The 26,384-nt window shown below is 67.8% G+C and carries 17 protein-coding genes; 8 read left to right on the top strand and 9 right to left on the bottom strand.

What is annotated here, in order from left to right; all coding sequences use genetic code 11:
* Positions 1-136: 136 nt before the first annotated feature.
* From ACOCEP_RS34290 to ACOCEP_RS34280, 3 genes are all read left to right on the top strand, one after another.
* Entirely contained in the window at positions 137-1,108 is a 972-nt protein-coding gene (locus ACOCEP_RS34290) for a LysR family transcriptional regulator (protein ID WP_482333527.1), read from the top strand.
* A 124-nt stretch (positions 1,109-1,232) separates the two neighbouring features.
* Complete coding sequence (locus ACOCEP_RS34285; protein ID WP_093935470.1) at positions 1,233-1,619, top strand: WXG100 family type VII secretion target; 387 nt, start codon at positions 1,233-1,235, stop codon at positions 1,617-1,619.
* A complete protein-coding gene (locus tag ACOCEP_RS34280; protein WP_482333525.1) occupies positions 1,616-2,710 on the top strand; it encodes a transglycosylase SLT domain-containing protein in 1,095 nt (364 codons plus the stop codon). Before ACOCEP_RS34285 ends, ACOCEP_RS34280 begins: the two co-directional genes overlap by 4 nt.
* A 345-nt stretch (positions 2,711-3,055) precedes the next feature.
* Here the strand turns inward: ACOCEP_RS34280 and ACOCEP_RS34275 are convergent, their stop codons facing one another.
* Entirely contained in the window at positions 3,056-4,222 is a 1,167-nt protein-coding gene (locus ACOCEP_RS34275; protein WP_482333523.1) for an ROK family protein, read from the bottom strand.
* A 375-nt stretch (positions 4,223-4,597) separates the two neighbouring features.
* On the opposite strand from ACOCEP_RS34275, the gene ACOCEP_RS34270 reads away from it, so the two are divergent.
* From ACOCEP_RS34270 to ACOCEP_RS34260, 3 genes are all read left to right on the top strand, one after another.
* Positions 4,598-5,146 carry a CAP domain-containing protein gene (locus ACOCEP_RS34270; protein WP_191252945.1) on the top strand — a complete coding sequence of 183 codons (549 nt, stop codon included), beginning with the start codon at positions 4,598-4,600 and terminating at the stop codon, positions 5,144-5,146.
* A gap of 91 nt (positions 5,147-5,237) precedes the next feature.
* Positions 5,238-5,657, top strand: a complete 420-nt coding sequence (locus ACOCEP_RS34265; RefSeq protein ID WP_191252944.1) for a hypothetical protein — start codon at positions 5,238-5,240, stop codon at positions 5,655-5,657.
* An 800-nt stretch (positions 5,658-6,457) separates the two neighbouring features.
* Positions 6,458-6,979: a LuxR C-terminal-related transcriptional regulator gene (locus ACOCEP_RS34260; RefSeq protein ID WP_482333521.1), complete on the top strand. Its 522-nt coding sequence runs from the start codon at positions 6,458-6,460 to the stop codon at positions 6,977-6,979.
* On the opposite strand, the gene ACOCEP_RS34255 is transcribed toward ACOCEP_RS34260, so the two are convergent.
* The gene (locus ACOCEP_RS34255) at positions 6,972-7,463 is read right to left on the bottom strand and encodes a hypothetical protein (protein WP_482333519.1); all 492 of its coding nucleotides are present in this window, start codon (positions 7,461-7,463) and stop codon (positions 6,972-6,974) included. The genes ACOCEP_RS34260 and ACOCEP_RS34255 overlap by 8 nt on opposite strands.
* Positions 7,460-7,852, bottom strand: a complete 393-nt coding sequence (locus tag ACOCEP_RS34250; protein WP_482333516.1) for a DUF6069 family protein — start codon at positions 7,850-7,852, stop codon at positions 7,460-7,462. Before ACOCEP_RS34250 ends, ACOCEP_RS34255 begins: the two co-directional genes overlap by 4 nt.
* 173 nt (positions 7,853-8,025) lie before the next feature.
* On the opposite strand from ACOCEP_RS34250, the gene ACOCEP_RS34245 reads away from it, so the two are divergent.
* A complete protein-coding gene (locus tag ACOCEP_RS34245) occupies positions 8,026-8,493 on the top strand; it encodes an SsgA family sporulation/cell division regulator (protein WP_482333515.1) in 468 nt (155 codons plus the stop codon).
* A gap of 749 nt (positions 8,494-9,242) precedes the next feature.
* Here the strand turns inward: ACOCEP_RS34245 and eccCa are convergent.
* From eccCa to ACOCEP_RS34225, 4 genes are all read right to left on the bottom strand, one after another.
* Positions 9,243-13,214 carry a type VII secretion protein EccCa gene (gene eccCa, locus ACOCEP_RS34240; RefSeq protein WP_482333514.1) on the bottom strand — a complete coding sequence of 1,324 codons (3,972 nt, stop codon included), beginning with the start codon at positions 13,212-13,214 and terminating at the stop codon, positions 9,243-9,245.
* Positions 13,215-13,401: 187 nt separating this feature from the next.
* On the bottom strand, positions 13,402-14,424 hold the full coding sequence (locus ACOCEP_RS34235) for a polyprenyl synthetase family protein (RefSeq protein ID WP_482333512.1): 1,023 nt from the start codon (positions 14,422-14,424) through the stop codon (positions 13,402-13,404).
* Positions 14,421-15,446, bottom strand: coding sequence for a terpene synthase family protein (locus ACOCEP_RS34230; RefSeq protein ID WP_482333509.1), 1,026 nt, complete (start codon positions 15,444-15,446; stop codon positions 14,421-14,423). Before ACOCEP_RS34230 ends, ACOCEP_RS34235 begins: the two co-directional genes overlap by 4 nt.
* 5 nt (positions 15,447-15,451) lie before the next feature.
* Entirely contained in the window at positions 15,452-16,819 is a 1,368-nt protein-coding gene (locus ACOCEP_RS34225; protein ID WP_482333507.1) for a cytochrome P450, read from the bottom strand.
* 293 nt (positions 16,820-17,112) lie between these two features.
* On the opposite strand from ACOCEP_RS34225, the gene ACOCEP_RS34220 reads away from it, so the two are divergent.
* Complete coding sequence (locus tag ACOCEP_RS34220) at positions 17,113-17,880, top strand: helix-turn-helix domain-containing protein (RefSeq protein ID WP_482333505.1); 768 nt, start codon at positions 17,113-17,115, stop codon at positions 17,878-17,880.
* Between the two features lie 541 nt (positions 17,881-18,421).
* On the opposite strand, the gene ACOCEP_RS34215 is transcribed toward ACOCEP_RS34220, so the two are convergent.
* On the bottom strand, positions 18,422-25,069 hold the full coding sequence (locus tag ACOCEP_RS34215) for a WXG100-like domain-containing protein (protein ID WP_482333503.1): 6,648 nt from the start codon (positions 25,067-25,069) through the stop codon (positions 18,422-18,424).
* Positions 25,070-25,225: 156 nt separating this feature from the next.
* Positions 25,226-26,365 (bottom strand): homoserine O-acetyltransferase MetX, encoded by a 1,140-nt coding sequence (metX, locus tag ACOCEP_RS34210; RefSeq protein WP_482339870.1) that lies wholly within the window; start codon positions 26,363-26,365, stop codon positions 25,226-25,228.
* Positions 26,366-26,384 lie beyond the last annotated feature (19 nt).

Below are 26,384 nucleotides of genomic sequence, written 5' to 3'. Positions count from 1 at the left end.
AGCGCGTCGAGCGCCGGGACGAGACGTAGGGGTTTCCCGCACGGACCGCCGAAGTGAAGGATTGTCATCCGATCGAGTGATCCGCCGCCGGGCGCGTTTCTTGTAGCCGTCTCTGACAGCGGGATACTGTCACCCGGTGACCGACCTCGACCTGCGGCTGGTGCGATACGCCGTCGCACTGGCCGAAGAACTGCACTTCGGGCGCGCGGCGAACCGGCTGCTCATCGCCCAGCAGACGCTGTCCGCCCAGATCGGCCAGCTGGAACAGCGGCTCGGTGTGGTCCTGTTCATCCGCGACCGCCGGCACGTCGAAGTGACCGACGCGGGCGCGGTCTTCGTGGAACGCGGACGCAGGCTGCTCGCCGACGCCGAGGACCTCGTCACGGCGCTCGGGCGCACGGCACTGCCGCTGCGGATCGACGTGATCACCGAAGGCCTGGTGACCAACGCGATCGCACAGGTACTTCGCGAACGGCTGTCCGGACAGCCCCTCGAGGTCCTTCAAGGACAAGGGCTCGCGGGAGCACTCCCCGACCTCGCGCAGGGCAGGCTCGACATGGCGTTCGGGCGGGTGAACTGGCCGGGAATGGTGCTGCCGAAGTCGATCCAGCACGAACTGGTGCGCTTGGAGCCGCACGGTCTGGTCGTGCCGGAGGGCCACCCGCTGGAAGGCCGCGCGGAACTCCGGATGCGGGAATTGCAGGCGCATCCGTTGCTGCTCCACACCTCCGATCGCGCGCTCGACTGGCACAACTGGAACGTGGAGCTCGCCGAAGAGTTCGGCCTGACCCACGCCGAGAAGCTGCATGGCCACGGACGCAGCGCCGCCAACGCGGCGATCCTGGCCTACGGTCTGCCCGCCATCGCTCCGCTGACCGCACCGGTGCCCGACGGTGTCGTCGTGATCCCGGTGGTCGACCCCGTCCCGCTGTACCCGTTCTCGCTGCTGTGGCGGCCGGATCGGGCGGACGGCGCGATCGCCCGCGCGGTGCAGGTCGTTCGCGACGCCGCCACCGAACTGGGCTGGCTCATCCCGCCGTGGGAATCCTGGTGGCTTCCGTCGACTGATCGCGAGTACGTCGAGACGGTGCTGCGCGGCCGTCACTGATCGACCCTACGTTCGTGATCAGCGGAGGATTTCCCTCCGAAGGACGCTTCCGCCGCCACACGGCCCTTGTGCCGGCCGCCACCGGGGGAACCTCAGCCGAGGAACGAGTCCGGAGGAGACGGTCGTGGTCCAGTACGACGTTGCGGCGATGGAAGCGGCGAGCAAGCGGCTGGCCGCGCTCAGGGACGAACTGGACCGGGCGCGCACCCTGCTGGGGGACGGCGCCGGTGCGAGCAATCCATTCGGCGGGCTCGGCTCGGGCGACGGCGCGCACGCGTCGGTCTCCGGGTTCCACGCCGGCGTGCACGGGGAGTTCGGGCACGCCATCGAGCACCTGGACCGCTCGGCTGCCAAGTTGCGGCAGACCGCCCAGGAGGCCCAGGGCGTCGACACGGACAACGCACGGGTCGTGCACCATGCCACCGGTGCGGCCTCAGCGGATCCTGTACCGGCCTCACCGCCGCGAGACACCCCCGAGGTCGGCAACGCCTGGCTGGACGAGATCCGATGACCGCGCCGATGCCACCCGAATGGGGTGCGGTCGAGGAGAAAGCCGCGCGGCTCGAAGCCCTCGAACCGGAGCGCGTCGAGGAAACGGCGCGAAGTTTCCGGCAGGCCGCCGAACGACTCGATGGCCACGCAAGCGGGCTTCACGCCGCCGTCACCGGACTACGTGAAGGTGCCTGGAGCGGGCAGACCGCCGAGGGCTTCTACGGCTATGTGGACGAACTCGCCGGTGCCGGCGGCCGGCTCCGCGGCAGCCTCGGTTCGGTCGCCGACGATCTCTCAGCGCTCCGGGAGCGGCTCGGCGGCATCCGGACCTCGGCGGGGGAGCGGGTCGAAGCGGCCCGGCGGGAGATCCGGCAGATCGACACCGAAGCGGCCGCGGCGGCGGCCAAAGCCGAGGCGCGGCAGGACGCCGTCAACCGGCAGGTCGTCGGTGCGGTGCCGCCGGAGAAGCCGCCCGCCACGATTCTGGCCGAAGCCGCCGAGCGTGCGGCCACGGCGGCCCGCGCCGCGGGCGAAGACCTCGACCGGCTCGCCACCGAGGCGGACACGGCGATCGGGCAATCACGTGAAGTGATGAGCCGGCACACCGGCGGAACCTTCTCCGCGGTGGGGAAGCCCGTCGTCGGCACCTCGCGCAAGGGCGCCGCGCCGAGCACGAGCGGTGGTGGGGCAGGCGGAGGTGGAGCGAGCGCGCCCGCGACGACGAGCGGAGGGCCGCCCGCCACGATGCCGCCGGGCGACGTCCACCAGTGGATCCTGGAAGCCATCAAAGAACTCCAAGCCGCCGGCGTACCGGTGTCCGAAGCGGATATCGCGAACATCTGGGCGATCATCCAGTACGAATCGAGCGGGAACCCCAACGCGATCAATCTCTGGGATTCCAACGCGGCGGCGGGACATCCGTCGAAGGGGCTCATGCAGTGCATCGACCCGACGTTCGAGGCGCACAAACTTCCGGGACACGACGACATCTACAACCCGGTGGACAACATCATCGCGGGCGTGCGGTACGCGCTCGACCGCTACGGTTCGATCGGCGAGGTGCCCGGCCTGCAGGCGATGGCGGCAGGCGGTGCCTACCGGGGCTACTGACCGGAACCCGTAGACGGCCGGCGAACGCGAAAGTGGACAGGGTCCGGGTCCGGGTCGCGTTCACCGGCCGTCGTGGTCGTCTGCGGCGCTCGGACACCTAGGATCACCGTAACTCCGCCGACAGACCAACCGTAGGACCGACGGCCCCGGTCAGAGGGAAACCGGTGATCTTTCGGACAACGGGAGTGCCCTCGCGGCACCGGTGGCCGCTTCCACCGGACACGGCCCTCTGACGCCACGCGCTGGTGATGTTGTGAAAGCCACTTTCGCAACCATGAGTGTTGTGAAAGTGGCTTTCACAACACTCCGACCTACGCCGCAGACGCCTTCGCGACACGAGTGTGATCACGGCACCGCGTAGGGAAAACCGGCGGGTCTGCCGTCTTCCAGCGGGATGACTTTGCGCGGATCCTGTCCGTACTCCAGAAAAGCGCAGATCGGCAGCGCCGCCGCCCCGATGCGGGCGGTGGCGGCCGTGGCCAGGCCCGCCTCGATCGTCGTGGGACCGAACGCGCGCTCGGCGAGATTCTCGCGCAGTTCGTCGAGATGCCGTTCGCTCAGTGCGCGGCCGAACCAGCCGGTGAGGACGACGCGATCGGGCTGCAGAAGATTTGTCATTCCGGCGATGGAAGCGCCGAGATAACCGACGGTCTCGCGGGCGAGTTCCGGATGGGGAGCCGTCAGGAGACGGCGGCCCGCCTTGGAACCCGGCTTCGGTGTGCCGCCGGAGAGCTGACGGTGGCGTTCGAGCACTCCGTCCGCCCCGATGTAGGTCTCCGCGCATCCGCGCACACCGCACCGGCAAGGCCGTCCGTCGTAGACCAAGGTCGTGTGGCCCCAATCGCCGGACCACTCGATCCGCCGATCCTCGATCAGGACGACATGTGCCTCGGCTTCGAGCACCACGACCGCTGTGCGACCGGCCTTGCCCGCCGCGCCCAACCAGCCTTCGGCGCGTGCCAGCGATCGCACCCGGTTGTCGCCGAGGACGATGCGCAGGCCGCTGCGCCCGGCCAATTCGGTCGCCAGCTCCGTGCCGGCGGGTACGCCGATCGGGCCGGGCACGGCGACTCCGGCGCCGATGATGGCTCCGCGTGTCGTCTTCGCCGCGCGCTCGACCGACCGTAACCCGGCGATGATCCGCTGGGAAAGCGCGCCGACGTCCGACAGGCTGCCGGGAGCGCGGAAATGCGAAACCGCTTGCTGTCGCAGAGCGAAATCGTAGAGACCTATTTGGACATTGTCCTCGGTCACGTCGACGCCGACCACCGAACCGTAGCCGGGATTCACCTCGACCAGGATTCGCGGCCGTCCTCCTCGTGAGTCGGCGGCTCCGACCGTCCGGATCACCCGGTTCGAAAGCAACTCGGTGACCACCCGGCTCACCACCGAGCAGCTCAGGCCGGTCGCGTCACTGAGTTCCACCCGGCTCGACGGACCTTCGTGGTACAGGGTGGTCAGCACCGAAGATCGATTATAACGGCGCATTTCCCGGCCGGCTTCGCCGCGCATGGAGTCACTTTCCTCCCCGTTGACCCTCGAAAATCGACTTCACCATTCGGTTTCCGCTGAAGGCAATATTGTTTGCTTTTTCGGATAAACTGGCTGCCCGTTCGTGGCGGTTCGTCACCCGGTTGCTTGTTGAACACTGTTCGGGAGCAGTGTTGACTGCCTGTCAATAAAATGCGTATTCGGGATGCGATGACGCTGTTTTGCGACACGGATTTCAAGGAAGGTGAAGTCCAAGTATTACTACTGGGAAGTATTCACTGCCGGAATCCTGTCCGAATGGGCGGTCCCGCTGACCCTGGAGGCCGGTCGCGGGGTGCGGAGGCGCTCTCGTGTTAGCTTGCGGAGAGGGTATCTCCGGTGGGCGGGAAGGATCACATGCCCCAAAGTCGTCGAAACCGGAAGCGTGGCAAGTCCGCCGCGCGCGGCTCTTTGCGCCGGAAGGCCACGCCGGTCGTGGATTCGGTGGTCCGCACCTCCGTGCGTGAAGCCGCGCCGTCCGAGCGGGACTCACCGTTCGCCTCGATCGTGGGCAGCGCCGCGCACCAGGCCCGGCACGAGGACGCGGTGACCCGGCTGGTCAACGTGTTCCGGAAGAAGTCCGGCCTTCCGCCGTTCGAGACCGACGAACGGCTGCGGACGGCCGCGCGCCGGCACAGCAAGGACATGGCCCGCAGGAACTTCTGTGCGCATGTCGCGCCCGACGGCAGCACGCCGGCCGACCGGATGCGTGCGGCCGGATATCCCCATCCGGGCGGGGAGAACGTCGCTCGCGGTCAGGTCGACCCGCGAACGGTCGTCCAGGCTTGGCTCGACAGCCCCGGGCATCGGGCGAATCTGGCCAACCCTCAATTCACCACTATCGGCGTAGGTGTCTATTTCCTGGCCGACGCGGGGCCGTACTGGACCCAGAATTTCGGTTACTGAGAGCCGCCCTTTTGTCGGCTGTTTCCCGTGTTCGTCCCTACGGATGGCACTTACCCCCTCCGAACCGGGCGGGAAGTGGGAATATCCGAGTATGAACAACCTTCCTGAGAAAAGCGCTCGGTCGGCCTTCATCGGACGCTGTCGTGTTCCGAAGCGCCCGCCCGATCGGGCCGTACTCGTCGACGCCCTCCGCAAGAGCCCGCTGACGCCCGCGGTGTTCATCACCGGAATCGAGCACCGCGCCGCCGCGGCGATCGTGCACGCGGCCCTGCCCTCGGTGACGCACACCCGGCGCAGCATCCATTGGCTGCTCGACGAGCACCTGTTCGTCGACGAGGCGACGAACACCGGCGTCCGGGTCCTCACTCATTGGGACGAGCATTCGCAGTGTCCCCGGATGGAAGTCGCGGAGATCGGGGATCGTTTGCTGTGGCAGCGCCTCGTCATCACCTTCGCCGACTGGGAACGCGCGGGACGTCCGGTGCCCGAAGAGACGCTGCCCAGCGCTTGATCCGGTCCGGAGGTAGAGGGGGACGGCTCACCGCGCTGTCGGGTGAGCCGTGCCGCGCTGAGGGCCGGACGCGCGGGAAGGAAGGTTCGCGTTCCGGGATCCGGTGACGACGCCGAGGAGCCGACGACGATGAGGGGTGCATCGTCGTCGGCTCCTCGGGTTCCGGCAGGCCCGTGCGATGGGGGCGCGAATCGGCCTGCACTGCCCCGGTCAAGGCCGGGAGTCCTCGGTGACCGAGAACTGTTGTGACCACTGCCCGCTCCGGGCGGGGGATGGGTGAAAACGAAGCGTGCCGCGGTCTTCTTCTTTTCGGTGACGGGATCGGCGGGGGAACCGATCGGGTGTCACAACGAAGACTTTATCCGCGATCGGTGGTGCGGAAAAGGGAAATAAGGGCATTGTCGTTGGACGTCGACGGAATTCGCGAAAGGTGAGCGGATTTCGCATTTCGTTCTTGTGGTTATTCGCCGATGATTTCAGGCGTTGCGGGCTCGGCGACTCGGACATAGGATGATCGGTGATTTGGCGAGTGCCTGAAGAGTCGATCGGGTCGAAAGGGCATGTCTCGCCGAATTTCGCGCTGTCTCCTTGACTGCGCGCTCCGCCTAATTAGAATTCGGCGGAGCATGAACGAGAATAATTCACCTTCGCCGCCCCTTGTCCGTGTGAGATCCTACTTCGGGCCGCCACTCGAGCAGGCAGGCCGGGATCCGGAGGTTCCCAGGGACGCGCGATTCCGCGCCGTGGTGGTGGATCCTCATCCTCGAAGACGGCGCGCGTACGCCGGCCGGTTACGGAGGATGGGGGCCGAGCGCGTCGTCGAAGGCAGTACGCCCCGCGGTTTCCGTGCGGGGAAGACCGCGGCGAGCCGGACCCATGTCGCTGTCCTGTACGCGGGCGGCGACGCGCGCGCCATGGTCGATCAGGTGGGTGACCTGCACCGGCGGGGAGCGGAGAGGGTGGTCGTGGTCGCCGGTTCGCGCGACCCCGGTCTCGCCGTGGCGGCGCTCCGCGCCGATGCCGTCGGCTACCTCGCCGATTCGCCCGACTCGGCGACCCGGATCGCGGCGCGCAAGTCACCCTCGGCGGACGAGAGACGCGTCGTCGCAGAGTACGCCGTGCAGAAGGCGGTTCTCTCGGAACGTGAGATCGAGATTCTGTGCCTGGTGGCCGACGGACGGACGAACCAGGAGATCGGCACCGAGCTCCTGGTCTCGCCGAACACCGTCAAGGGACATCTCGCGCATATGGCGCGGAAACTGCAGACCGGGGACCGGACCCGGATGGTGCTGCTGGCCCTGCGCGCCGGCGTGATCAGCTGAGGCCGTTGCGGTCACGCCACACCCGCCGCCGATATGCGGCGTTCCGGCGGTTCGTCCGGGAGAGTGCCGAAAAGACCCCCGCGGCCAGAGGAAGCCAGCGTTCTTGCGGCGAAGGCTCACGTAGCCAGCGAACCGCTCCGCGGGTACCGACCGTCGGCGGTAGCAGGACCTTGCTCAGCGGACGGTGGAACAGCACGTTCTCGGGAAGATCCTGGTCCGGGATGACGAAGTCGCTCGCGTCGACGAGCGCGTGCACCCGGAACGGTGCGCCCGGGGTCAGGATCAGCGGTCCGCGCGGAACGGCGTCCCGCGCCGAGAAGAGATGCTGGTTCTTGGTGTGGAAGGGAACGGAGAACGCGGCTATTCCCCCGGTCAGCACCAAGGCCAGGGAACGTTCGCCGATTTCGACGTCCCAGGCGAAAGCGCCGCGATAGAACTCGGCCGCCGCCTGTAGCCGCGGCGAGGTCTCGGGAGCGGCCGTCACCGCGCCACGTCCGGGATCGTCCTGGCGAAGGCGCCGACGACCGCGCCGCCGACCACGAGGTGCATGATCATGAGGCCGGTGACGTTGACGGCGGTCGCGCCGTCGTTCAGCAGGAGCAGGTCGGGGATCCACGACAGGACCAGAACGACCGGGACGACCACCCGCGGCGCCCGTGGCGCGAAGCGCGCGAGCAGGCTCAAGCCGAGGGAACCGACGAGGAAACCCACCACCGTGGCTGGAAGGTACTCGGTGGGGTCGAGCCCGACCGTGGCCGGTCCCTCGTCCAGGGACCCCGCGACGAGCGCGATGACCATGTTGACGGTCAGTGCCGCGAGCAGGGCCAGAATGATCCGCAGCGCGGGAGGGCGGGTGGGGTGAATGGTGCGCATCGTGATTCCTTTCCCCGGCAGGGTGCCGCGCTTGTCGATGGTCGCCGGAAAAGGCAGTCCGATACCAGAGAACTTCGGGCATGATCCGCGCCCGGAAACGCCCAGTATGCGATCGGCCGTGCCCCAGCCGAGCGATTGAGCTCGAATGAAGACAGCGCGCCGATCCTGATCGAATGAACCGAGAAGTGGATTCAGGAGCGCCGGACGATCTTTCGGTCCGGCATGTGACGCACCGGCACGAGATCGTTTTCGGGCGGCTGCTGCCCGACGGATCGGAGCTGCCGGAGAGCTGCGAACTGCGGTACGACACCAGCGATCCGTTCGCCGTCGTGGTGCGGTTCCCGCGCGATACGACGACAGAGGTCGAATGGCTGTTCTCAAGGGAACTTCTCGCCGCGGGAATACTCACGCCATCGGGTGAGGGTGACGTGCGGATCGGTCCGGATCCGGATGGTGCCAGGCAGGTGATGGTGACCTTGATGGCGACTGAAGGCGCGGCCACCTTCACCGTCCGGCTGGGCGAACTGGTCGAATTCCTCGATTGCAGTCATGCCCTGGTGGCCCCCGGCGAGGAATGGCGCTGGTTCGATCTCGACCGTGAGCTGAGCCACCTGATCAGTGGCGGAGAACGGGAGAGCTGAGGGCTTTGGGTACCAGTCCTCACAGCGTGATTCCCGGGCCATGGAGCCGAGGTTCTCGGTTCGGCCGGCGGCTGTTCGGGCAGGGGCCTTGGCCGGAAGGACAACCGGCACGGCCGGTCGGCTCATCGCGCGTTAGCGTCAGCGCGAACCGGCGGGAGATCGGGCCCCACCACCGCCGGCATCCGGGCTGGGGGCCGTTCAGCCCCCCGGACAGTCCCCAGCCCGCTCGGTGGGAAGACTTTCGCGACGGCGCGTTCCGTCCGAACACTCCAGCCGGCCGCCTCGGCGGTCGGCTTCTTTCGTTTCCGGTGCCGTGTGCGTCGTGAGTGGTGATTCGGGTTACTGGGAGGTAAGGCAAATATGGCGCATTCAAGCCTGGGGTGCCGCGCTCCGGTGTCCATAGAGGACACTCAAAGTCGAACACGTGTCCGATTGATGCCTTTATGTGCAGTTGTGCGTGGGGTCGTGAGTGGTAAAGAGGGTTAGAACCCTCCTTGCCACTCACGACCCCGTCGGAAAGTTGCCCAAAGTGCCTGAATCGGGCGCTTTGGCTACGATTTTTGTCTCTTGTGGACAGTCGAGAGCGCGTCCAGCTCTCCTGGGGCTGGTGTCAGGCCGCGCCGCAGGGCCTTGCTTTGAAGCCGCCTGCGAGGGGTTAGCGCGGCAGTGGATCCGGGCACGCCACACACGCAACCTCTGCCTCACCTTTCAATAAAGGCGTGGTGAAAGCCACCTTCGCGACGCCAACGTCAAGATTCGACGAGAGGCGTCTGCACGAGCCGCACGGACCGGCGCCGGTTCACGAACTGGGCACGTCCGGTCGGCAGCACCCGGGGCTTCAGGTTGCCGAGGAAGGCCCCTTCCGACTTGGGACAGGACAACATCAGCGCGGGGGTGCCCAGCTCCCACATGCGGCGGATCGCCGGGTTCGACATCGACCGGCCGCCACCCGAGGTGCTGCGGGCGATGATCACGTGCAGACCCACATCGGCGCCCTGTGCCAGCACCGGCAGGAGCGGCTGCAGCGGGCCCGCGCTGCCCGCCGTCTCGGCGAGCTCGAAGTCGTCGATGATGATGTAGAGCCGTCCGCCCTTCCACCAGTCACGCAGCGGCAACCTGCTCGGGCTGATTTCCGGGCCGGGGATGCGTTTCTCGAAGATCGTCGCCGCACCGGCGATCGACTTCGTCAACGCTTCGGCGCCGACGGCGTATTCGAGCTGGTGCGATTCCGGGATGCAGCCGCGTAGCTCGCGGCGGAAGTCACCGAACATCACGCGCGCCTCGCTGGAGGAGTGGTGGGCCACCACCGAGCGCGCGATGTGCTTGAGCAGGTTCGTCTTGCCACTTTCGGCGTCACCGTAGACGAGCAGATGCGGGCTGGCGTCGAAGTCGTGCCACTCGGGCGCCAGGTGGACGTCTTCGACCCCGAGCGGGACGCGCATCTCCGCGGCCGGGTTCGGCGCCGTGGGCCCAGGCAGCTCACGGACGGTCAGCTTGTGCGGCAACAGCCGCACTTGCGGTGCCTTCGGCGCCTGGGGCGTGGTCAGCGCTTCCGCGAGTTCCACCGTGGCGTCGGCGAGATCGTCGGTCCGCGAAAGGCCGTCGATGCGTGGCAGCGCGCTGAGGAAATGCAACCGGTCAGGGGTGATCCCTCGACCGGGAATGGACGGCACGGTCGCCGCGAAGCGGCTGTTCACCTCGGAGTCGACAGGGTCGCCCAGTTTCAGCTCGAACCGGGTGCCGACCACGTCCCGCAACCACGGCCGCATCTCCGACCACCGGTTGGTGGCGATGATCAGGTGGATACCGAAGCTGAGGCCGCGGGCGGCCAGTTCGCTGAACCGTTCCTCCAGCTCCTCGAAGTCCTGCCGCACCGTGTACCAGCCGTCGACGATCAGGAACACGTCGCCGTACGGGTCGAGATCGAGATACCGGCCTTCCCGCCGGGCCCGCCGGTAGCTGGCCATCGAGTCGATGTTGTGCTCGGCGAAGATCGTTTCGCGCCGCGCCATCAGGTTGGTCACTTCGAGCACCGTCCGGGTCACCCGGTCGCGGTCCAGCCGGTTGGCCACGCTGCCGACGTGGGGGAGTGAGGCCAACGCCGTGAGCCCGCCACCGAAGTCGAGGCAGTAGAACTGGACCTCGTTGGCGGTGTGGGTCAGCGCCAGCGAGCAGATCAGCGTGCGCACCATCGTGCTCTTGCCGCTCTGCGGTCCACCGACGATCGCGACGTTTCCCTTGCTGCCCGAAAGGTTCGCGCTCAGCAGCTCGCGCCGTTGCTGGGCGGGCAGGTCGATCAGCCCGACCGGGACGTCGAGGGTCGCGATCTGCAGATCGCCGATCGGGCGGAACCCGAGTTCGGGATGGTCCACCAGCGGGGGCAGCAGCTGGTCGAGGGTCGGGGCCTGTTTCAACGGCGGCAGCCACACCTGGTGGGCTCGCGGGCCGATGCCCTTCAGCCTGCCGAGCAACACGTCCAGCATCGTGTCCGTGGAGTCGTTCTGCTCGTCGATCTCTTCCGGCTCCGGTTCGGGAGTGGAGGCCGGGTCGACGTACCGGGTGCCGAACGGGACGACGTTCTGACCGACCGAAGCGGCGTCGATCCGGCGGCGTTTGACCCGGTACGGCGCCGACGAGTAGGCCCCCTTGAACCGCACCAAAGTCTGGGTATCCGGGCGGAGGTAGCCGTTACCGGGGCTGTTCGGGAGTTCGTAGGCGTCCGGGACGCCGATCACACTGCGGCTCTCCATCGCCGAGAACGTCCGGAGACCGAGCCGGTAGGACAGATGCGTCTCCACCTTGTGGATCCGGCCCTCGTCCAGTCGCTGCGAAGCGAGCAGGAGATGGACACCGAGACTGCGGCCCAGCCTGCCGATCATCGCGAAGACGTCGATGAACTCGGGTTTGCTGGTGAGCATCTCGCTGAACTCGTCGACCACCACGAACAGCGCCGGCATCGGCTCCAGCGGGACACCCTGGGCGCGGGCCGCTTCGTAGTCGCGCCGGGAAGCGTAGTTCCCGGCGGCTCGCAGATGTTCCTGGCGCCGGTTCATCTCACCGGTCAGGGCGTCCTGCATCCGGTCGACCAGTTCGATCTCGTCGACCAGGTTGGTGATCACCGCCGAGGTGTGCGGCAGCTGGTCGAAACCGAGGAAGGCCGCGCCACCCTTGAAGTCCACCAGGACGAAGTTCAGATCCTCCGAAGAGTGGGTGGTGGCCAGCGCGAGTACCAGGGTGCGCAACAGCTCGCTCTTGCCGGAACCGGTCGCGCCCACGCACAGCCCGTGCGGCCCCATCCCGTCTTCCGCAGCCTCCTTGATGTCCAGCTCCAGCGGGACCCCGTTGGCGGCGATCCCGATCGGCACGCGCAGCCTGCGCTTGCTGGTCATCCGCTCGCGGCGGTACTTGACCGGGTCGAAGGTCGCCACGTCGCCCAGGCCGAGCAGCGCGGCGAGGTCGTAGTCGACGGCCAACGGCTCGTCGTCGCCGTCGGCGGCTTCGCCGATCCGGAACCGGGCCATGGTCCTGGCCAGCGCGTTCGCCGCAGTCGCGCTGAGCTGGTCCGGGCTGCACAGCGGCGCGGTCTGCGGTTTGCCGACCCGGTCGAACGACACGGTCCGGATCTCGTCGGCGTCGATTTCGAGGAAGAGCACGTCAGGGCGCTGCTGCCAGGGCAACGCGCCGCCGACGTCCAGAACCACCGCGTTGCGGTAGCCCTCGTCGGCGATCCGGTGGTCGGAAGGCACGGACACACCGTCGACCAGCAGGACCACCAGGGGTTCCGACGCCGTGATCGGCGTGTCCGCCTCGAATCGCGGACGGCCGGTGAACGAGGGGCCGCCCACGAGGAGTTCGACCTCGTCGAGGCTCGTCGTGATCAGCCGCCTGGCCCCGGCGGCGTCGTGGCTTTCCTGGTCTTGGTTGTGGGGCAGCCACTTCAGCCAGTCCCAGCGCTCCAGCCGCTCCTCGGTGGCGCACAGCGCGATCCGGACGTCGCCGGGGGCGTGCGCCGTCACGAGCTGGGCGAGCATGGCCCGCAGCACGCCGAGCACGGCCTCGTCGTCGCCGCTGAACTGGATCTGGCCGAAGCCGCGGAGATAGACCGCGATCGGCGAGTTCGGCAGGGTGGAATAGGCGCGCATGAAGCGGCGCAGGGCATGCGCCGAAAGCGGTTCCAGATCCTCGATCGGCTTGCTGTCCGGCGGAGTGAGGTTGAGCGAGGACCGCTGGGTGCCGAGCCCGATGCGGACCTCGCCGAAATCGTCGTGTGCCGGGCGGCGTTCCCACAAGCGGTAGCCCAGCGCCATGGACCACAGGGAGTGCGGATCGGGGTGGATCCAGCGTGCCGCCTTCTGCTGATCGGTCAGCGCCTTGCGGACGCGACCGCGCAGCTGCGCCAGGTAGCGGATGTAGTCACGCCGGTGCCCGTTGAGCTTCTGCTTGTGCGTCACCGAGTTCCGCAGCATCTGCGCGACCAGCATGCCGATCGTGGAGAGGATCATGAGGCCACCGCCCAGATAGGCGAAGATCCCCGCTCCGGGCCGGACGAACATCATCACCATCGCGAGCGAGCCGAGCCCCATCGGCGCGTACATCAGCACCGAGCTGACGCCGCCGCCGGTGTCCTCGGGAACACTCGGTGGCGGCTGCAGTTCGATGTCCGCGCCGGAGGACGGCGGTTTCGGCCTCCGGGTGCGCCGGGGGAACAAGGTCGTGGCCATGTGGCTCTCCACTCGGTGAGTGAGGTTCTTCGCGCGTGTGGCGATCAGCTACGGCGGAACGTCGCCCGCACGAATGTCCGCGCGTAGCAGAAAACACCGTAGGCGAGCTGCCTGAACGTGGACGGGCGGGTGACACCGTGCCGTTCCTTGAGTGTCATGGTGGCGAGTTCCTTTCTCGTCGGGTTGTTCACCGTTCGCGGTTCGTGACGCTCCGGGCCAGCTCCGCCAGCTTCTTCGCCGCTTCGTTGCCCGGGCCGAGACGCCCGAGCAGTTCGACGGCCGCGGAGACATGGCGGCGGCCCTCCCTTTCGGCCCGCTCGCGCGCGCCGGTGCGGACGATCACTTCGGCCGCCTCCTCCGCCAGTTCGTCGGTGATGACGGCCGGGCTCTGGTAGAGCCGGCGCAGCCATGCCGCATCGGGAGTTCCGGCGTCCATCGCGGTGACGACCGGGAAGGATCGCTTGCGGCGCTTGATGTCGCCCAGGATCGGCTTACCGGTCAGCCGGGGATCTCCCCAGATGCCCAGCACGTCGTCGGTGATCTGGAAGGCGAGGCCGAGGTGCCGCCCGAAACCTTCGAGCGCCGTGACGAAGGTGGGCGGGCTCTGAGCCAGGGTCGGCCCCAGCGTGACGGCCGTGGTGATCAGGGCCGCCGTCTTGGCCGAAGCCATCCGCAGGTACTCCGCCGGCGTCACCACCTCGCGGGTTTCGAACTCCACGTCGAGGTATTCCCCGGAAACCAGCCGTTGGATCGACGACAACAGCAGACGTACGGATTCGGCCGCCCCGGGAGCCGCGCTGGTGGCGAGCACCTCGACCGCGGCCGCGAGCAAGGCGTCCCCGGTCAGGATCGAAGCCGGTTTCCCGAACACCGTCCATGCCGACGGCCGGTGGCGTCGCTCGGCGTCTTCGTCGATCACATCGTCGTGGAGCAGGGAAAAGTCGTGCACCAGCTCGACCGCCGCACCGGCGACGACGCCGAGACCCTCGTCCGCGCCGACCGCACGGGTGGCCAGCAGTGCCAAGGTCGGGCGCACCGCCTTCCCGCCGGGTTCCGACCGGGGCAGTCCCGTCGCGTCCAGCCAGCCGGCGTGATAGCCGGCGATATGTGCAACAGCCGGGCACGAGCGACGCACGGTGTCCCGCATGAGTTCCCGCACCCGGGTGCGGGCGGCGATCGGATCGGTCGCCAGATCGGTGGTCGAAGTCATTCCGGCACCTGCCTCGTGGAGTTCACCAATGTGGAATCCGTGCTCAGCCTGACGCCGTCGACGACCCGGTAGCGAGCGCAATTCCGCGACCATTCGAGGTTGCCGCGCATCCACGTCTGCAGGCCTTCGACGAACAACTCGATCGCGGCCAGGTCGCTCACCGTCAGGCCACCCCAGCCGGGAAGAAGTCCGAAAAGGACGGTGCGGGCCCGGTCGAACTGCTCCATCTGTCCCTCGACCAGGTCGTAGACGGCGTCGATCGCCTCCTGGTCCGACAGCTCCATCTCCTGGCGCAGGACGAGGACGCCGTTGTTCGTCTCGCCGGAGAGCAGCTCTTTTTCCAGGGACATGACATCGTTCACCCAGACGACGACGTCCGCGGCCCGGTTGAACAGGATGTGGAACTGCTCGGTCTCGTGGATCAGGACCGGCACCTCGTGGCCGGTCGCCACCTCCAGCAGATCCAGCGACGGGGTGATCCCGCCGGTCGCCCGGCGCAGCTGGGTGTAGCCGAGCAGATTGGGCGTCCGCCCGCTGGCGCGGCTGTCAGCCTCGTATTTGAACCCGCTCAGGAACTGGCCCATGTGCTGCTCGAACCGGGCCTGCCAGTGCCTGCTCCTGCCCTCCACCACGAGTTCCCGGACCCGGGCGAGCAGCCCGTCGAGCGGGGTCATGTCCGGGATCCGTTCGCCGCGCAGGACCGAAAGCACGCGCTCCGCCGAAGCGTCGTAGTCACCGACGACGTCGTCGTAACAGTCGTCGATCACGAACGCCCAGAGGAACCATCCCGCCAACGCGTCGAGCCGGTCCTCGGTGATGTGGGGATAGGACCGGGCGATCAACTCGCCGAGCCGCGTGCGTTCGAGTTTCGTCCGGGCACGTTCGCCGTCGAGTACCTGGAACTCGTCCGCCCAGTGCAGGATCCGCTGTTCGAGCGTCTCGGCGTGCGGCGAGATGAGGTCGGGCAGCTTGAGCAGGGAGTGGCCGGGCGAGGGCCAGATCCCGAGTTCGGCTGGGCGCACGGTGGTCAGCTCTTCCGGGTTCCGCGGGGTTCGACGGTCATGGGCATGTGACCGATGGTCAGTTCGGCCTTCGGGACGGGCTTGAGCTGATGCCCCGCCTTCTCCCGCAGCCGCCAGCGGGCGGCGATGGAGGCGAGCGCGATCGTCATCTCGTGGTTGGCCAGGACGTCCCCGAGGCATTTCCGGCTTCCCCCGCTGAACGAGATCACCGCGTTCTTCGGCAGCTCCCGGAGCCGTTCGGGCAGCCATCGGTCCGGGTCGAAGGTGTTCGGAGCGGCGAACACGGCGGGGTCCCGGTGCAGCGCGTAGGGACTGAAAAGGATGCTGGAGCCGGCCGGTACGTGGTGACCGCCCAGGGTGGTGTCGACGACGGCGCGCCGGGTGATGAACCACACCGGCGGGTACATGCGAAGAGCCTCGTTGACGATCCGGTTCGTGTAGGGAAGCCGGGGATAGTCCTCGGGCGTGGCCGTCCGGGTGTTGAGCACGCTGTCGACTTCTTCGTGAAGCTTCGCTTCGACATCCGGGTGGGTGCTGGTGAGGTACAGGGCCCAAGCCAGCCCGGAAGCGGGCGTCTCCACACCCGCCGCGAGGATCGTCATGAGTTCGTCGCGGATCTCGAGGTCGGTCATCGCGGTGCCGTCCTCGTCCCGGGCGGCGAGCAGGACGGACAGGATGTCGTCGTGTTCGCGGCCGTCCTCACGATAGGCGTTCACCATCGAGTTGATCACGCCTTCGAGCCGCGCCAGCGCCTGCCGGTAGTCCTGGTTGGCCTTGGTCGGGACCTCGTGGACGACCGGCAAGGGCAGCATCATCCGGCGGAAGACGCCCTTCCAGACCACCGGGAACGAGCGCTGCACCTCGGCGATGGCCTCCGCGCCGAGGTCGTCGTCGGAGAACATGGCCTGCGCGGTGACCCGCGTGGTCAGTTTGCTCATCTCCTCCAGCACGTCGATCTCCTGACCGAACCGCCAGGAGCCGACCAGGTCGGCGACGTGCTTCGCCATCACCTCGGTGTAGCCGGTGATCTTGTGCTTCTGGAAGGCGGGCTGGATGAACGCGCGCTGACGCTTGTGCGTGGTGACACTGCAGGTACCGACGCCGTCGCCGAGGATGACCCGCATCTTGTCGATGAACTCGCCGCCCTTGTCGAAGACGCGGGGACGGTGCAGGACTTCCTGGACCACGTCGTGGGTCACCGCCATGTAGGCGACACCGGGGCCGAGTCTCACCCGGACGACGTCACCTTGATCGCGAAGCCGCGGCAGGTACGTCAGCGGGTCCTTGAAGATCTTGAGCGCGTTGCCGAGCACCGGTATCCGGCCCGGTGCGTCACCGAGCCGGTACTGCGACGATTCCGAGGTGATGGTCATCTGTGCTCCTCGACCTTGTCCGGTCGGCCACCCGGGGCGTGGATGGTCTTGTCGGCCTTGATCCGCACTGTTCCGCACGATGACCCTGCGTGGTCTTCGGAACGCCTTTTCGGTGAACGGTTATGCCCGCGCGGACGACGGACGCCGTCGTTGAATGATCTTGGGAAGCGGTCCAAAGTGCACAATGCCTGACCGAAAATGCGCTGAGGGGTGCGGCCGCGTAGGCGCCCTCCGCTTCACGGCCGCACGATCGAGTGACCAAGTTGCCAGGTGGCCGAAGTGGACGGATACCCATGAGCATTTCCCCAGCTTCTCTGTCCGGGAACCCGATGCGGTCCAAGGAAACACTCAGCGCCGTGGACAAGGCGATGCTCGTCCTGAACGCGGTCATCGCGCACGAAAGCTCGGCCACCCTCGCCGTGCTGACCCGGGAGACCGGCCTGGCCAAGGCCACCGTCCACCGGGTGCTCAACGTCCTGCACGAGCACGGTGTCGTGGCGCGTACCGAGGCCGGGTATCTTGCAGGTGAACAGTTAGTGGACGCCGGCCTCAGCGCCAACGCGGATCTGTTCGCGATGTTCCGCCGGGAATCGACGCCGTTCCTGCTCGATCTGCACCGCGCGTCGGGCGAGACCGCGAGCCTGAGTGTCCTCGTCGGCGACACCGTGCATCACCTCAACCAGCTCTACGGTCACCGGACCTGTCGTCTTCCCGAGCAGGTGACGGCCAGGAAGGCCTCGGCGGAATCCGCGATCACCAGGATCCTGCTGGCGCACAGCAGCAGGGTGCCCGCCGCGGTGGCCAGAGCGAAGGAACTGGCCGCCGCGCGCAAGACCGGGATCGCCACCAGCCAGTGCCGATCCGGGGTGATCACCACGCTCGCCGTGGCCGTGCCGCACGCGTCCGTGCCGTGGCCGGTCGCCTTGGCTGTCACCGGCCGGACAGGGAGCCTCGACGTCAATTCCACCGCGAAGTCGCTTCGTGGCACCGCCTTCGCCTTCGCCAAGCACCTCCGTGTGGTCGCGACGCGCGCGTCGGTGCTGAGCCAGGAGGCCGGCTGACCGGCATTCCCCGGCGCCCTGATCGTCTTTACGTCTAATCATCGATGGCCGTTTGTTGTCGACTCTTGGTGATTCCTGGTCAACTTCCGACCGGTCTGCTGAACTGCTTTCAGCCGGGAAGCGTACGTATTACTCCTGGTGGATTCAGCAGCACTGTACGGAAGAGGTCATGCCATGGAATCCTCGACGAGGAACAAAGCCGTTCTGAAGGCGTCCGAAATCGTGAATGGCTGTCCGAGTTCGCTCACTCCGATGCCGCCGGACACCGAGCACGACGGGTGGACATGCACGCTCCCCGAAGGACATCTCGCGCGCTGTGACCACCTCGCGGAGGACGGGACGACCTGGTAGACCCTGGCCGGATGCCGCGTTTTCGAATTCTGTCCCTTCATCGTATTAGCGCGTGATCGCCGCTCAATCACGCATGATCGCCGTCTGATCACGTGTGTTCGTCGGAAAACGCGCCCGTGCACTATTCGCGACATCGCTGGAAATGTCGCGAAAGCGTTGATCCGTGCTCGGTCGAACTGTCCGTCTCGACTCAATAGTCGTCTTCGCTGTCCATGTCTTCCATGGCCTCGAGAGCCGCTCCGAGGTCCTTCTGGCCGGTCCGGAGCCGGACCGAGCCGGACTCCAGTTCGATCCATTCCGTGTCGGTCTCCAGCCTCCCGTCCGGCGTGATCCGCACCTGGCCTTCGGTGACCACGACCGGTTCCCGCATGCTGAGCGACACCGTGGGACCCAGCCGTGCCGCTCCGTTCCGGACCGCGAGGACGATACGAGGTTCGTCCAGTCTCGCGCTTTGCGCCCGGAGGGTCACGCCACGGGAGGAGAGCGCGTGGAGGAAGTCGCCGTAGGACATCGGACCGGTGGTCCAGGCGTCGATCGCGTCCTCCGCGGAGGTCAGGCTGGCCGCCACGACCTCCGCGTGAGGGTAGCGGGGAAGGCGCGAGGCTGTCGCCACCGCGTCTTCGATGCTGCTGCCGCGCATCGGGAAGTACCACCCACGGCCGCCGGGGCCGATGACGGTCTGTGCCCGGTATCGCGGATCGTTGGCCCTGGTCACCGTCACCGGACGGGTCCAGGAGTGCAGGGCGACGGCCTGCTCTTCGGCGGCGGGACTCAGCGGCAGCAGTTCCAGGAAGTCCATGAGGTAGGCGAGTTCGTCCCGCGGGCTGGAGAACCCGGGTGTGTGCCCCACCAGCCGTGGCCGGGTCAGCCGATCTCCCAGCACACCGTCAATGGACGGATTCTCCGCCGCGAGCAGCATCACGCCGCTGAGTTCGGCGTGCACCTGCCATTCGGCTTCGGTGAGCGCGCCGGCCCAGAACCGGAATTCGTAGCGGTCGCTCAGACGCCAGCGCACATGCGTGAAGTTGATCGCATCACTTCGGTCGAAGTTGAGGCCCCGGACGTCGAGGAGTGAGGTGACCTCGGTCGGCGGCAGCGGAGTCGGGCCGACCATGGTGAGCCGCCGGGGCGGCGAAGCGGGACCGTGGTGGTTGCCCAAGCGGTAGAGGACGTCTTCGAATGCCTTGGCCAGCCGCGCCAGCCTGCCATTGGCGGGCAGGCTGAGCTGGTAGTCGAAGCTGAGGTTGACGTGACCGCCTGTCCGTTCGGCGGTCAGCGGTTCGCCCTCGCTGTCGCGGTAGGTCCTGAGGCTGTGCAGCATTTTCGCGACGTCGGTCCAGCTGCCAGGTCCTCCCGGCAGGATCGGCGAACGCAGCTCCCCGCCTCCCTCGTGGACGTCCTCGGTCACCAAGGTCCATCGGCCGGGTTGGGTTTCGGTGTCGTGGAAATCCTTGCCGTCGTTCCACTCGAGAAGGCCTTCGGCCTCGAGTTGTTCACCGAGGCTCTTGATATCCCCGTCGAAGTCCTTGCTGAGGAGCTGGAACTCGATCTCCAGGCCGAACCGGGCGTCCGGGCTGCTGGTCACGCCGTCGGGTACGCCGTCCGGATAGAACCGCAGCGGGCTTTCGCCGCGCCCGATCCTGGCGATGGCGGCGTCGTGCAGGGCCACCATCCGGTTCAGCCGGGCGTCTCGCAGCGCGGCGACGAGGCGGTCGACGCTTTCGAGCTTGGCGGGGAGCCCGGCCGCGTCCCGTGCGGTCAGGTCACGCACGGTGACCCGGCTCAGCGCGGCCTGCCGCTGATCGATTTCGGCGCGCAGGGCGGGCTCGAAGGTCGGGGGCAGCGCGGTGATATGCCGTTGCGCCTGTTCGAGCCGATCGGACAGCCTCGTGAACAGTCTCGACACGTGGGGCTGCGCAGGAGTGAGCGTCGAGGGGCCGGCTTCCGGGTGACCGGGGCCGAGTGTGAGAGTGCCGGGTGCACTCGAGGGGACGTGCTGGACGTGGCCGTCCGGGGTGATGTGGATGGGGAGACCCGGATGCGCGACGGACAGCCGGAGACCTCCCGCGGCGAAGGAGGGATGGTCTTGCAGGGCCTGGACGAGCCGCGCGTAGCCGTCGGCTTCGGTGATCCGGCAGGCCCAAAGCCGGATTTCGCCGATCGTGTTCCAGGTCGCGAGCGGGAGCGGGAGGGTGGAGATCACCTCGATGAGCTGGTCCGGCGTGTGGATGACCTCGCCGCCCAGGAAACCCGGCAGGGAGAAGACGCCGTTGTCGTGATCGACGACGATGCGCAGGACGCCGGGCTCCGGGGTGGGGAAGGCGGCGGCGATGTTCGCGGCGTATCTCTCCTGGACGAAGGCGAACCCGATCTGGTCGGGAAGCGGGATGGCGCGGACCGGCCGGACAGGTGAGCGAGCGGGAATTCCGGAGCTGTCGGGCAAAGGCCGGTGAGGCTGGATTTCGAGCATGGACTCGGCGTGGGCGCGGAGACCGCGTTGGGAGCCGGCGATCTGCCGGACACGCATTTGCTTGACGAGCTGGGTGACCCGGTCGGGGTTGCCGGGATCACGGAGCGAGGCGTCGCGAAGGAGCAGCTCGCCGATGCGTCGCTGGATGTTGTGCCGGTCGAAAGCCGAGTCGGCGGACAATCGCTCCAGCCGGTCTCCGTTCTTGACGGCTTCGGCGACGACTTTGCCGACGAGGGCCGCCAGGGTGTCGTACGCCCCCTTGATCCCCTCGTCCATCAGGCGGCGGGTCAGGTGTTGGGGAGTGGCGCTCTTGTCGGACCAGGCCGCGGCGTAGGCGAGCTTGTCGATCCAGCCGTGATCCGCCGGATTGTCGGCGTCGAGTGACCGGCCCAGGAACAGCCCGTCCGAAACCAGCGACGGCGGCTCGCCTTCCGCACCGGTCTGGGCTCGGTGGTGGCCCGTGCCCAGGGTGTTCGCCTGTGCGAAAGCGGCTTTACGCTTGGCCAATTCGGCACGCAGCTTACTATTGGTTCCTTCCAGATTGTACGTTCGAACGGCTGTCAGCAAACGGTCGACGTGGTCGTCGGGCTTCTGTCTCAGCAGAGCGGGAACAACGGCATCGAGAAGTTCGTCGACCCGCGGATCGTGCTGTCGATCGGCGATGTTCAAGACCGGGCGCCGACGCTGATGCAGTTCGGCGGCCTCGATGGCCCGCTTGGCGGATGCGACCAGCAAGTCCCGGCTGGCGATCAAACCGGCGTGTTCGGCGCGGCGGGCGATCTCCGTCGCCTTTTCGTTCGGATGACTGATCGCCAGCTGCCACAGCACGGCCGTGAAGTCGTTCGGATAGGTCGTCTGAAAACGAAGGTCTTGCGCGCGGCCACGGTAAACGGGTTGCCACAACGATCCTTCGTCCGCGGCTTGGGCCAACGCCGCGGCCACCCGCTCTGCGATCCCTCCCTTTCTGGCGGCACCTTCCCGATACATGTGGAAGCACAAGGTCGCCGATAGGAGGCTTCCGTTTTCCTCGACCACCTTGCGGGCCAACTCGTCGAGGGCACGGTGGTGCTCCTCGTTGCCGGGGTCGAGTTCGCCGGCGCGGATGACGATGGGATCGAATTCCGGTCCGGCGGTTTCGGGGCCCGTCGGCAGGTGGTCGGCAGGCGTTTCCAGCGCTGCCCGGACGTGCTCCTCGAGGGCGGCTTGCGAACCGGAGATGTGCCGCATTCGCGCGTGCCTCCCCAAGCGCTTGACCCGGGCCGGGTCACGCAGTTCGGGCGTCACGCGCAAGATGGTGCCGATCCGGCTCCGGATGGCGTCGTGATGAGCAGGGTTCTCCGAATCCAAAGGGAGAAGCCGGTCTCCGTTGCGGGCAGCCTCCGCGGTGGCCGTTTCGACCAAGCGGAACAGATTCGCCCACGCTCCGGTGACGCCGCCCTCGATCAGGTTCCTGGTCAGGTCCGCGGGCGTCGCGCTCTTGTCGGCCCAGGCCGCGGCGTAGGCGATTTTGTCGATCAGTTCATGATCGGTGAGCCGGTCCGCGTCCAGAGAACGGCCGAGGAACGTTTTGCCGGAGGGTAAGGCCGGTCGGGCGCCCGCGGCTGTTCTTCCACGCCACGCTTCCTGGCGCTCGTTCACGAGCCGCTGGAGTTCGGCGTCCTCTCCTCGTACGTTCCTTGCCCGCAATCGCTCGATGATGCTCGCCTGGCTCGAACCATGATCGGCGACAAACCGATCAGCCAGCGCCTCGATCATCGGACGGTGGTCGATAGCCTTCAGGACCAGCTCCGGATGCCGGCGATCATCCGCTTTCGCGGCCTCGATCGCCTTCCTGGCCCCGGCGACAAGAACGTCCGCGGGACCGCTGAATCCGGTTGCGTAGGCGGTTCGCGCGATCTGCTCCGCGGTGTCGACGGGGCGGGTGATCGCCTGCTGCCACGACCACACGGTGAACTCGTCGGGCTTGCGCAGATCGAACGCCCCTTGCTGGAGTTCACCTCGATAGAGCGGAGTCCACAGCTCGTCGTTCTTCGCGACGGTTTCCCTGGCCGGCCCGATCACCTTGGCGGCGACCGTGGGGATTCTCAGTGCCGCGCCATGCTCACGCAGATAGCTGAGCAGATGTGCCCGGTTCAGGTCGCCGTACCGATGGAATAGTCCGATCGCCGCGCTGGTGAGTCGCGTCGCCGTTTCGGGATCGACGAGTTCGGTGAGATCGTCGGCGGCATGCGGGGCAGCGGCCTGGCGGCGTCTGGGCGCGCCACGGGAAGCTGAACCGAGATCGGTGGCGTTCCGCTTCGGACCGAGGGTGAGAGTGCCCTCGACGCCGGGGTCTGTGGTGTGCACGGCGCCTTGAGGAGTGAGGTACACGGGCCTGCCGGGGTGGGCGACGGTGAGGTCGGCGCCGAGGACCGTGCGGACAGCGCGGCCGAGCGTCGTCGCGTGCTCGGGGGTGAGGTCGCAGGTCCAGAGCTCGACGGTTTTGAAGGCGCGCCAGGACCCGAGCCGCGGGTCGAGGTGGTTGAGGACCTCGGCGACTTGACCCGGGCGATGGGGAAGGGGGCGGTGGTCATCGCCGGGAAAGACAAGGTGGCCGCCATCCTGGTGGGTGACGAGACGGAACACGCCGGGTTCGGGAGACGGGAAGGCGTTGAGCACGTTCCGGGTCTGCGGTCCGGTGATGAACGCGACGCCGCCACCACCGGGTAGCGGGATCGCGCGGACCGGCTGCACCGGGGAATGTGTGGGAAGGCCCTGGAGGAGTTCGCGGGGAGTGAGATCAGGGAACAGGGCGGGAGAGCCCTGCACGGCGTCCGGGTGGGGCGCGATCGAGACGGTGGTTCCGGGCGGTTCGGTCAGGAACGAGGTGGCGGCCGACGAGAGACCGCGTTCTGCGGGGAGCCCCGGTGTGAGCACCGGGGAACCGTCGCCGTCCGGGACGATGTGGACGCGGGGCCCGGTGTTCGCGGACAGGGCCGTCGGTGCCGTGATGACGCTGGACAGCACGGGACCCCGGTCGTTCCGGGCAGGCGATATCGCCGCTTCCTGTTCTGCGGCGCGGGAGCCGGCTGCCGCGGTGGTGGTCGGCACTGACAGCCGGACCGGCTGGGTGAGGACGGCCGCGGCCGACGGCCCGCGCTCACGCGCGTCGGCGGCCTGCCACGGGCTTGCCGGGATCATTGCCTTGGTGAGTGGCGGGTCGCCGCCGATCACGGTCGGGGCCGCGGTGTGAACAGATGCCGTTTCCAGTGCCGGCAGGGGCTCCCTGCTCGCCACCACGGCGGTGTACGTCGGGGGAACACCAGCGTCGGCGATCGGGTTCTTCTCCGTGGTCGGGCCGGTTTTCACTTCGGGAACGGTGAACGTGGGCAGGACGGGCGGGTGGATCGCATCGAGCGCGGGGGAGCCCGTGGTGGCGGCTCGTCGTCCGCCGTGGGCGCTGAACGCGCTGACGATGCCGAGGAAGGGGTTGGCACCCGCGTTGCCGGTGAGGACGTTGACGAGCGGCGCGGTGAGCAGCGCGATGCCGACCTGTCCGGTGCCGTAGGCGAGATGGCCGATCGCTTTGAGAGGGCCGGCCAGCTCGGTCAGCAGCACGCCTTCGGGTGCGGTGACGATCTTGCCCGCGGCGATCTTGACCAGCCGGCCTTCGAGAGAGAAAGCGGTGGAACGGATCAGGCCGGCTCCGGCGTGGAAGAGCCCGGCGAAGCCGCCGCCGAGCAAGCCTCCGACGAGCGATGAGGTCAGCGACCGGGTGTCCCAGCCGTCGCGGAGTCCGTCGGCGACCTGCTGGGCTTGAACGCCGAAGTCGGTGCCCGCCATGAGTCCCGCGCCGATGGCGGCGAATTTCGCGGTCTGCTTCCCGGTCTCGGCCAGACCCCGCAGGAGCACCGGCCGCGTGAGGGCACCCAGTTTGGTGATCAGGGCGCGCCAGATCGCGCCGATGCTGATCCGCGCGGCGGCCAGGACCGGGGCGACGAACAGGGCCCCGATGACCGAGACGAGCAGCTCGATGACCGTGGCCAGCGCGAACGCGGCGAACACGACGAACATGACCTTGGTCTTGTAGACGTCCGCGGCGGCGTTCTTCGCCATCTTCGCCAGCTCACCCGCGCTGCCTGCCAGGGCATCGAGACCCGCGGGGACGGTGGAGCCCAGGTAGTGGCCGAAGAACTCTCCCGTCTCGCCTACCAGTGCCTCGGCCGTCGCGATCCCCGCCACCTCGGTCGCGGCCTGGTAAGCGGTGGCCGCCTTCTCGAATTCCGCCCACGCCAGCCACAGCGCCGTCAAGCCCCGATCGTCACTCTCCGGCCACGAGAAGCCCAGTGTGACCTCGAGGAACTTCCGGACCTCCGGTGCGATGTGCACACCGCCTTCACCCAACGTTGCCTTACCTCTCGACCCGGCGAAGCGGCACCCGAACAGGTCTACTTTGCGCCAACCGAGTGGCTGTTACCGCCGGGCTACGCCCGCACGGGCCGAAAGAGGGGGATTTACTTCATCAGGTGAGAGGACGCGGAAGGATCAGTCCAGCAGCGAGCGCAGCAACGGGCCGATCTGGTCGATCGCGGTGAGGAAACCGTCGTGGCCGTGCGGTGAGACGATCTCCGATATCCCGGCGCAGCCCGGGATTCCGGTGGCCAGCTCGTCGAGCGCGGACGGCCGGTACATCCGGTCGCCGGAAAGCCTCGCGACGATCGCCTTGGCCGTGATCCCGGCCAGCGCCGCTGAGACGCCGCCCCGGCCACGGCCGAGGTCGTGGCTGTTCCGCACCCTGGTGAGGGTGACGTAGCTTCCCGCGTCGAACCGGCGCACCAGTTTGTCCGCGTGGTGGTCGAAATACGACTCGATGGCGAAGCGTCCGCCCAGGAACGGGTCTTCCCCGACCTGGGGTCTCCGGCCGAACCGCTGCTCGAGTTCGGCCTCGGCCCGGTAGGCGAGATGCGCGATGCGCCGCGCCGTCCCCAGGCCCCGGTGCGGGCCGTCGCCCGGCGGGAGATGGTGGTAATCCCCGCCGTGCCAACCAGGGTCGGCGGTGATCGCGTGGATCTGCGCCGAGCCCAGGGCGAGGTGATCGGGCGGCGTGACGGCGGCACTGCCCAGCACCATGACCGCCGCCACCCGGTCCGGCCAGGTGACCGCCCATTCGAGCGCCCGGTTGCCGCCCATCGAGCCACCGATCACGGCACGCCAGTGCGAGATCCCGAGCCAGGTGCTCAACCGTGCTTCCGCCGCGACCAGATCCCGCAGGGTCAGCAGGGGGAACCGGCTGCCCCACGGGGTGCCGTCCGGGGCGAGGGAAGCGGGACCGGTGGAGCCTTGACAGCCGCCGAGGGCGTTCGCCGCGACGATGAAGTACCGGTCGGTGTCGAGCGGAAGCCCAGGCCCGATCAGCGAGTCCCACCAACCAGGGCTGGGATGTCCCGGACCGGCTTCTCCCGCGGCGTGACTGTCACCGGTGAAGGCGTGTTCGAGCAGAACCGCGTTGGTCTTCGACGGATTCAGCCGCCCCCAGGTCTCGAAGGCCAGGGTGAACTCCGGGAGGGTTCCTCCGCCCTCCAGGGCGATAGCGCTGTCGTGAGTGAACCACTGACGGCGTCCCGGTGGGTCGCCTTCGCGCCAGGCACCCGTCGCCGGAGGTGGCGAAACAGCGGTTTGCAGCAAGGTCAAGGTTCCTTCCGTT

Source organism: Amycolatopsis sp. CA-211722, from assembly GCF_056828465.1.
This window is presented reverse-complemented; position numbering and strand designations above follow the sequence as displayed.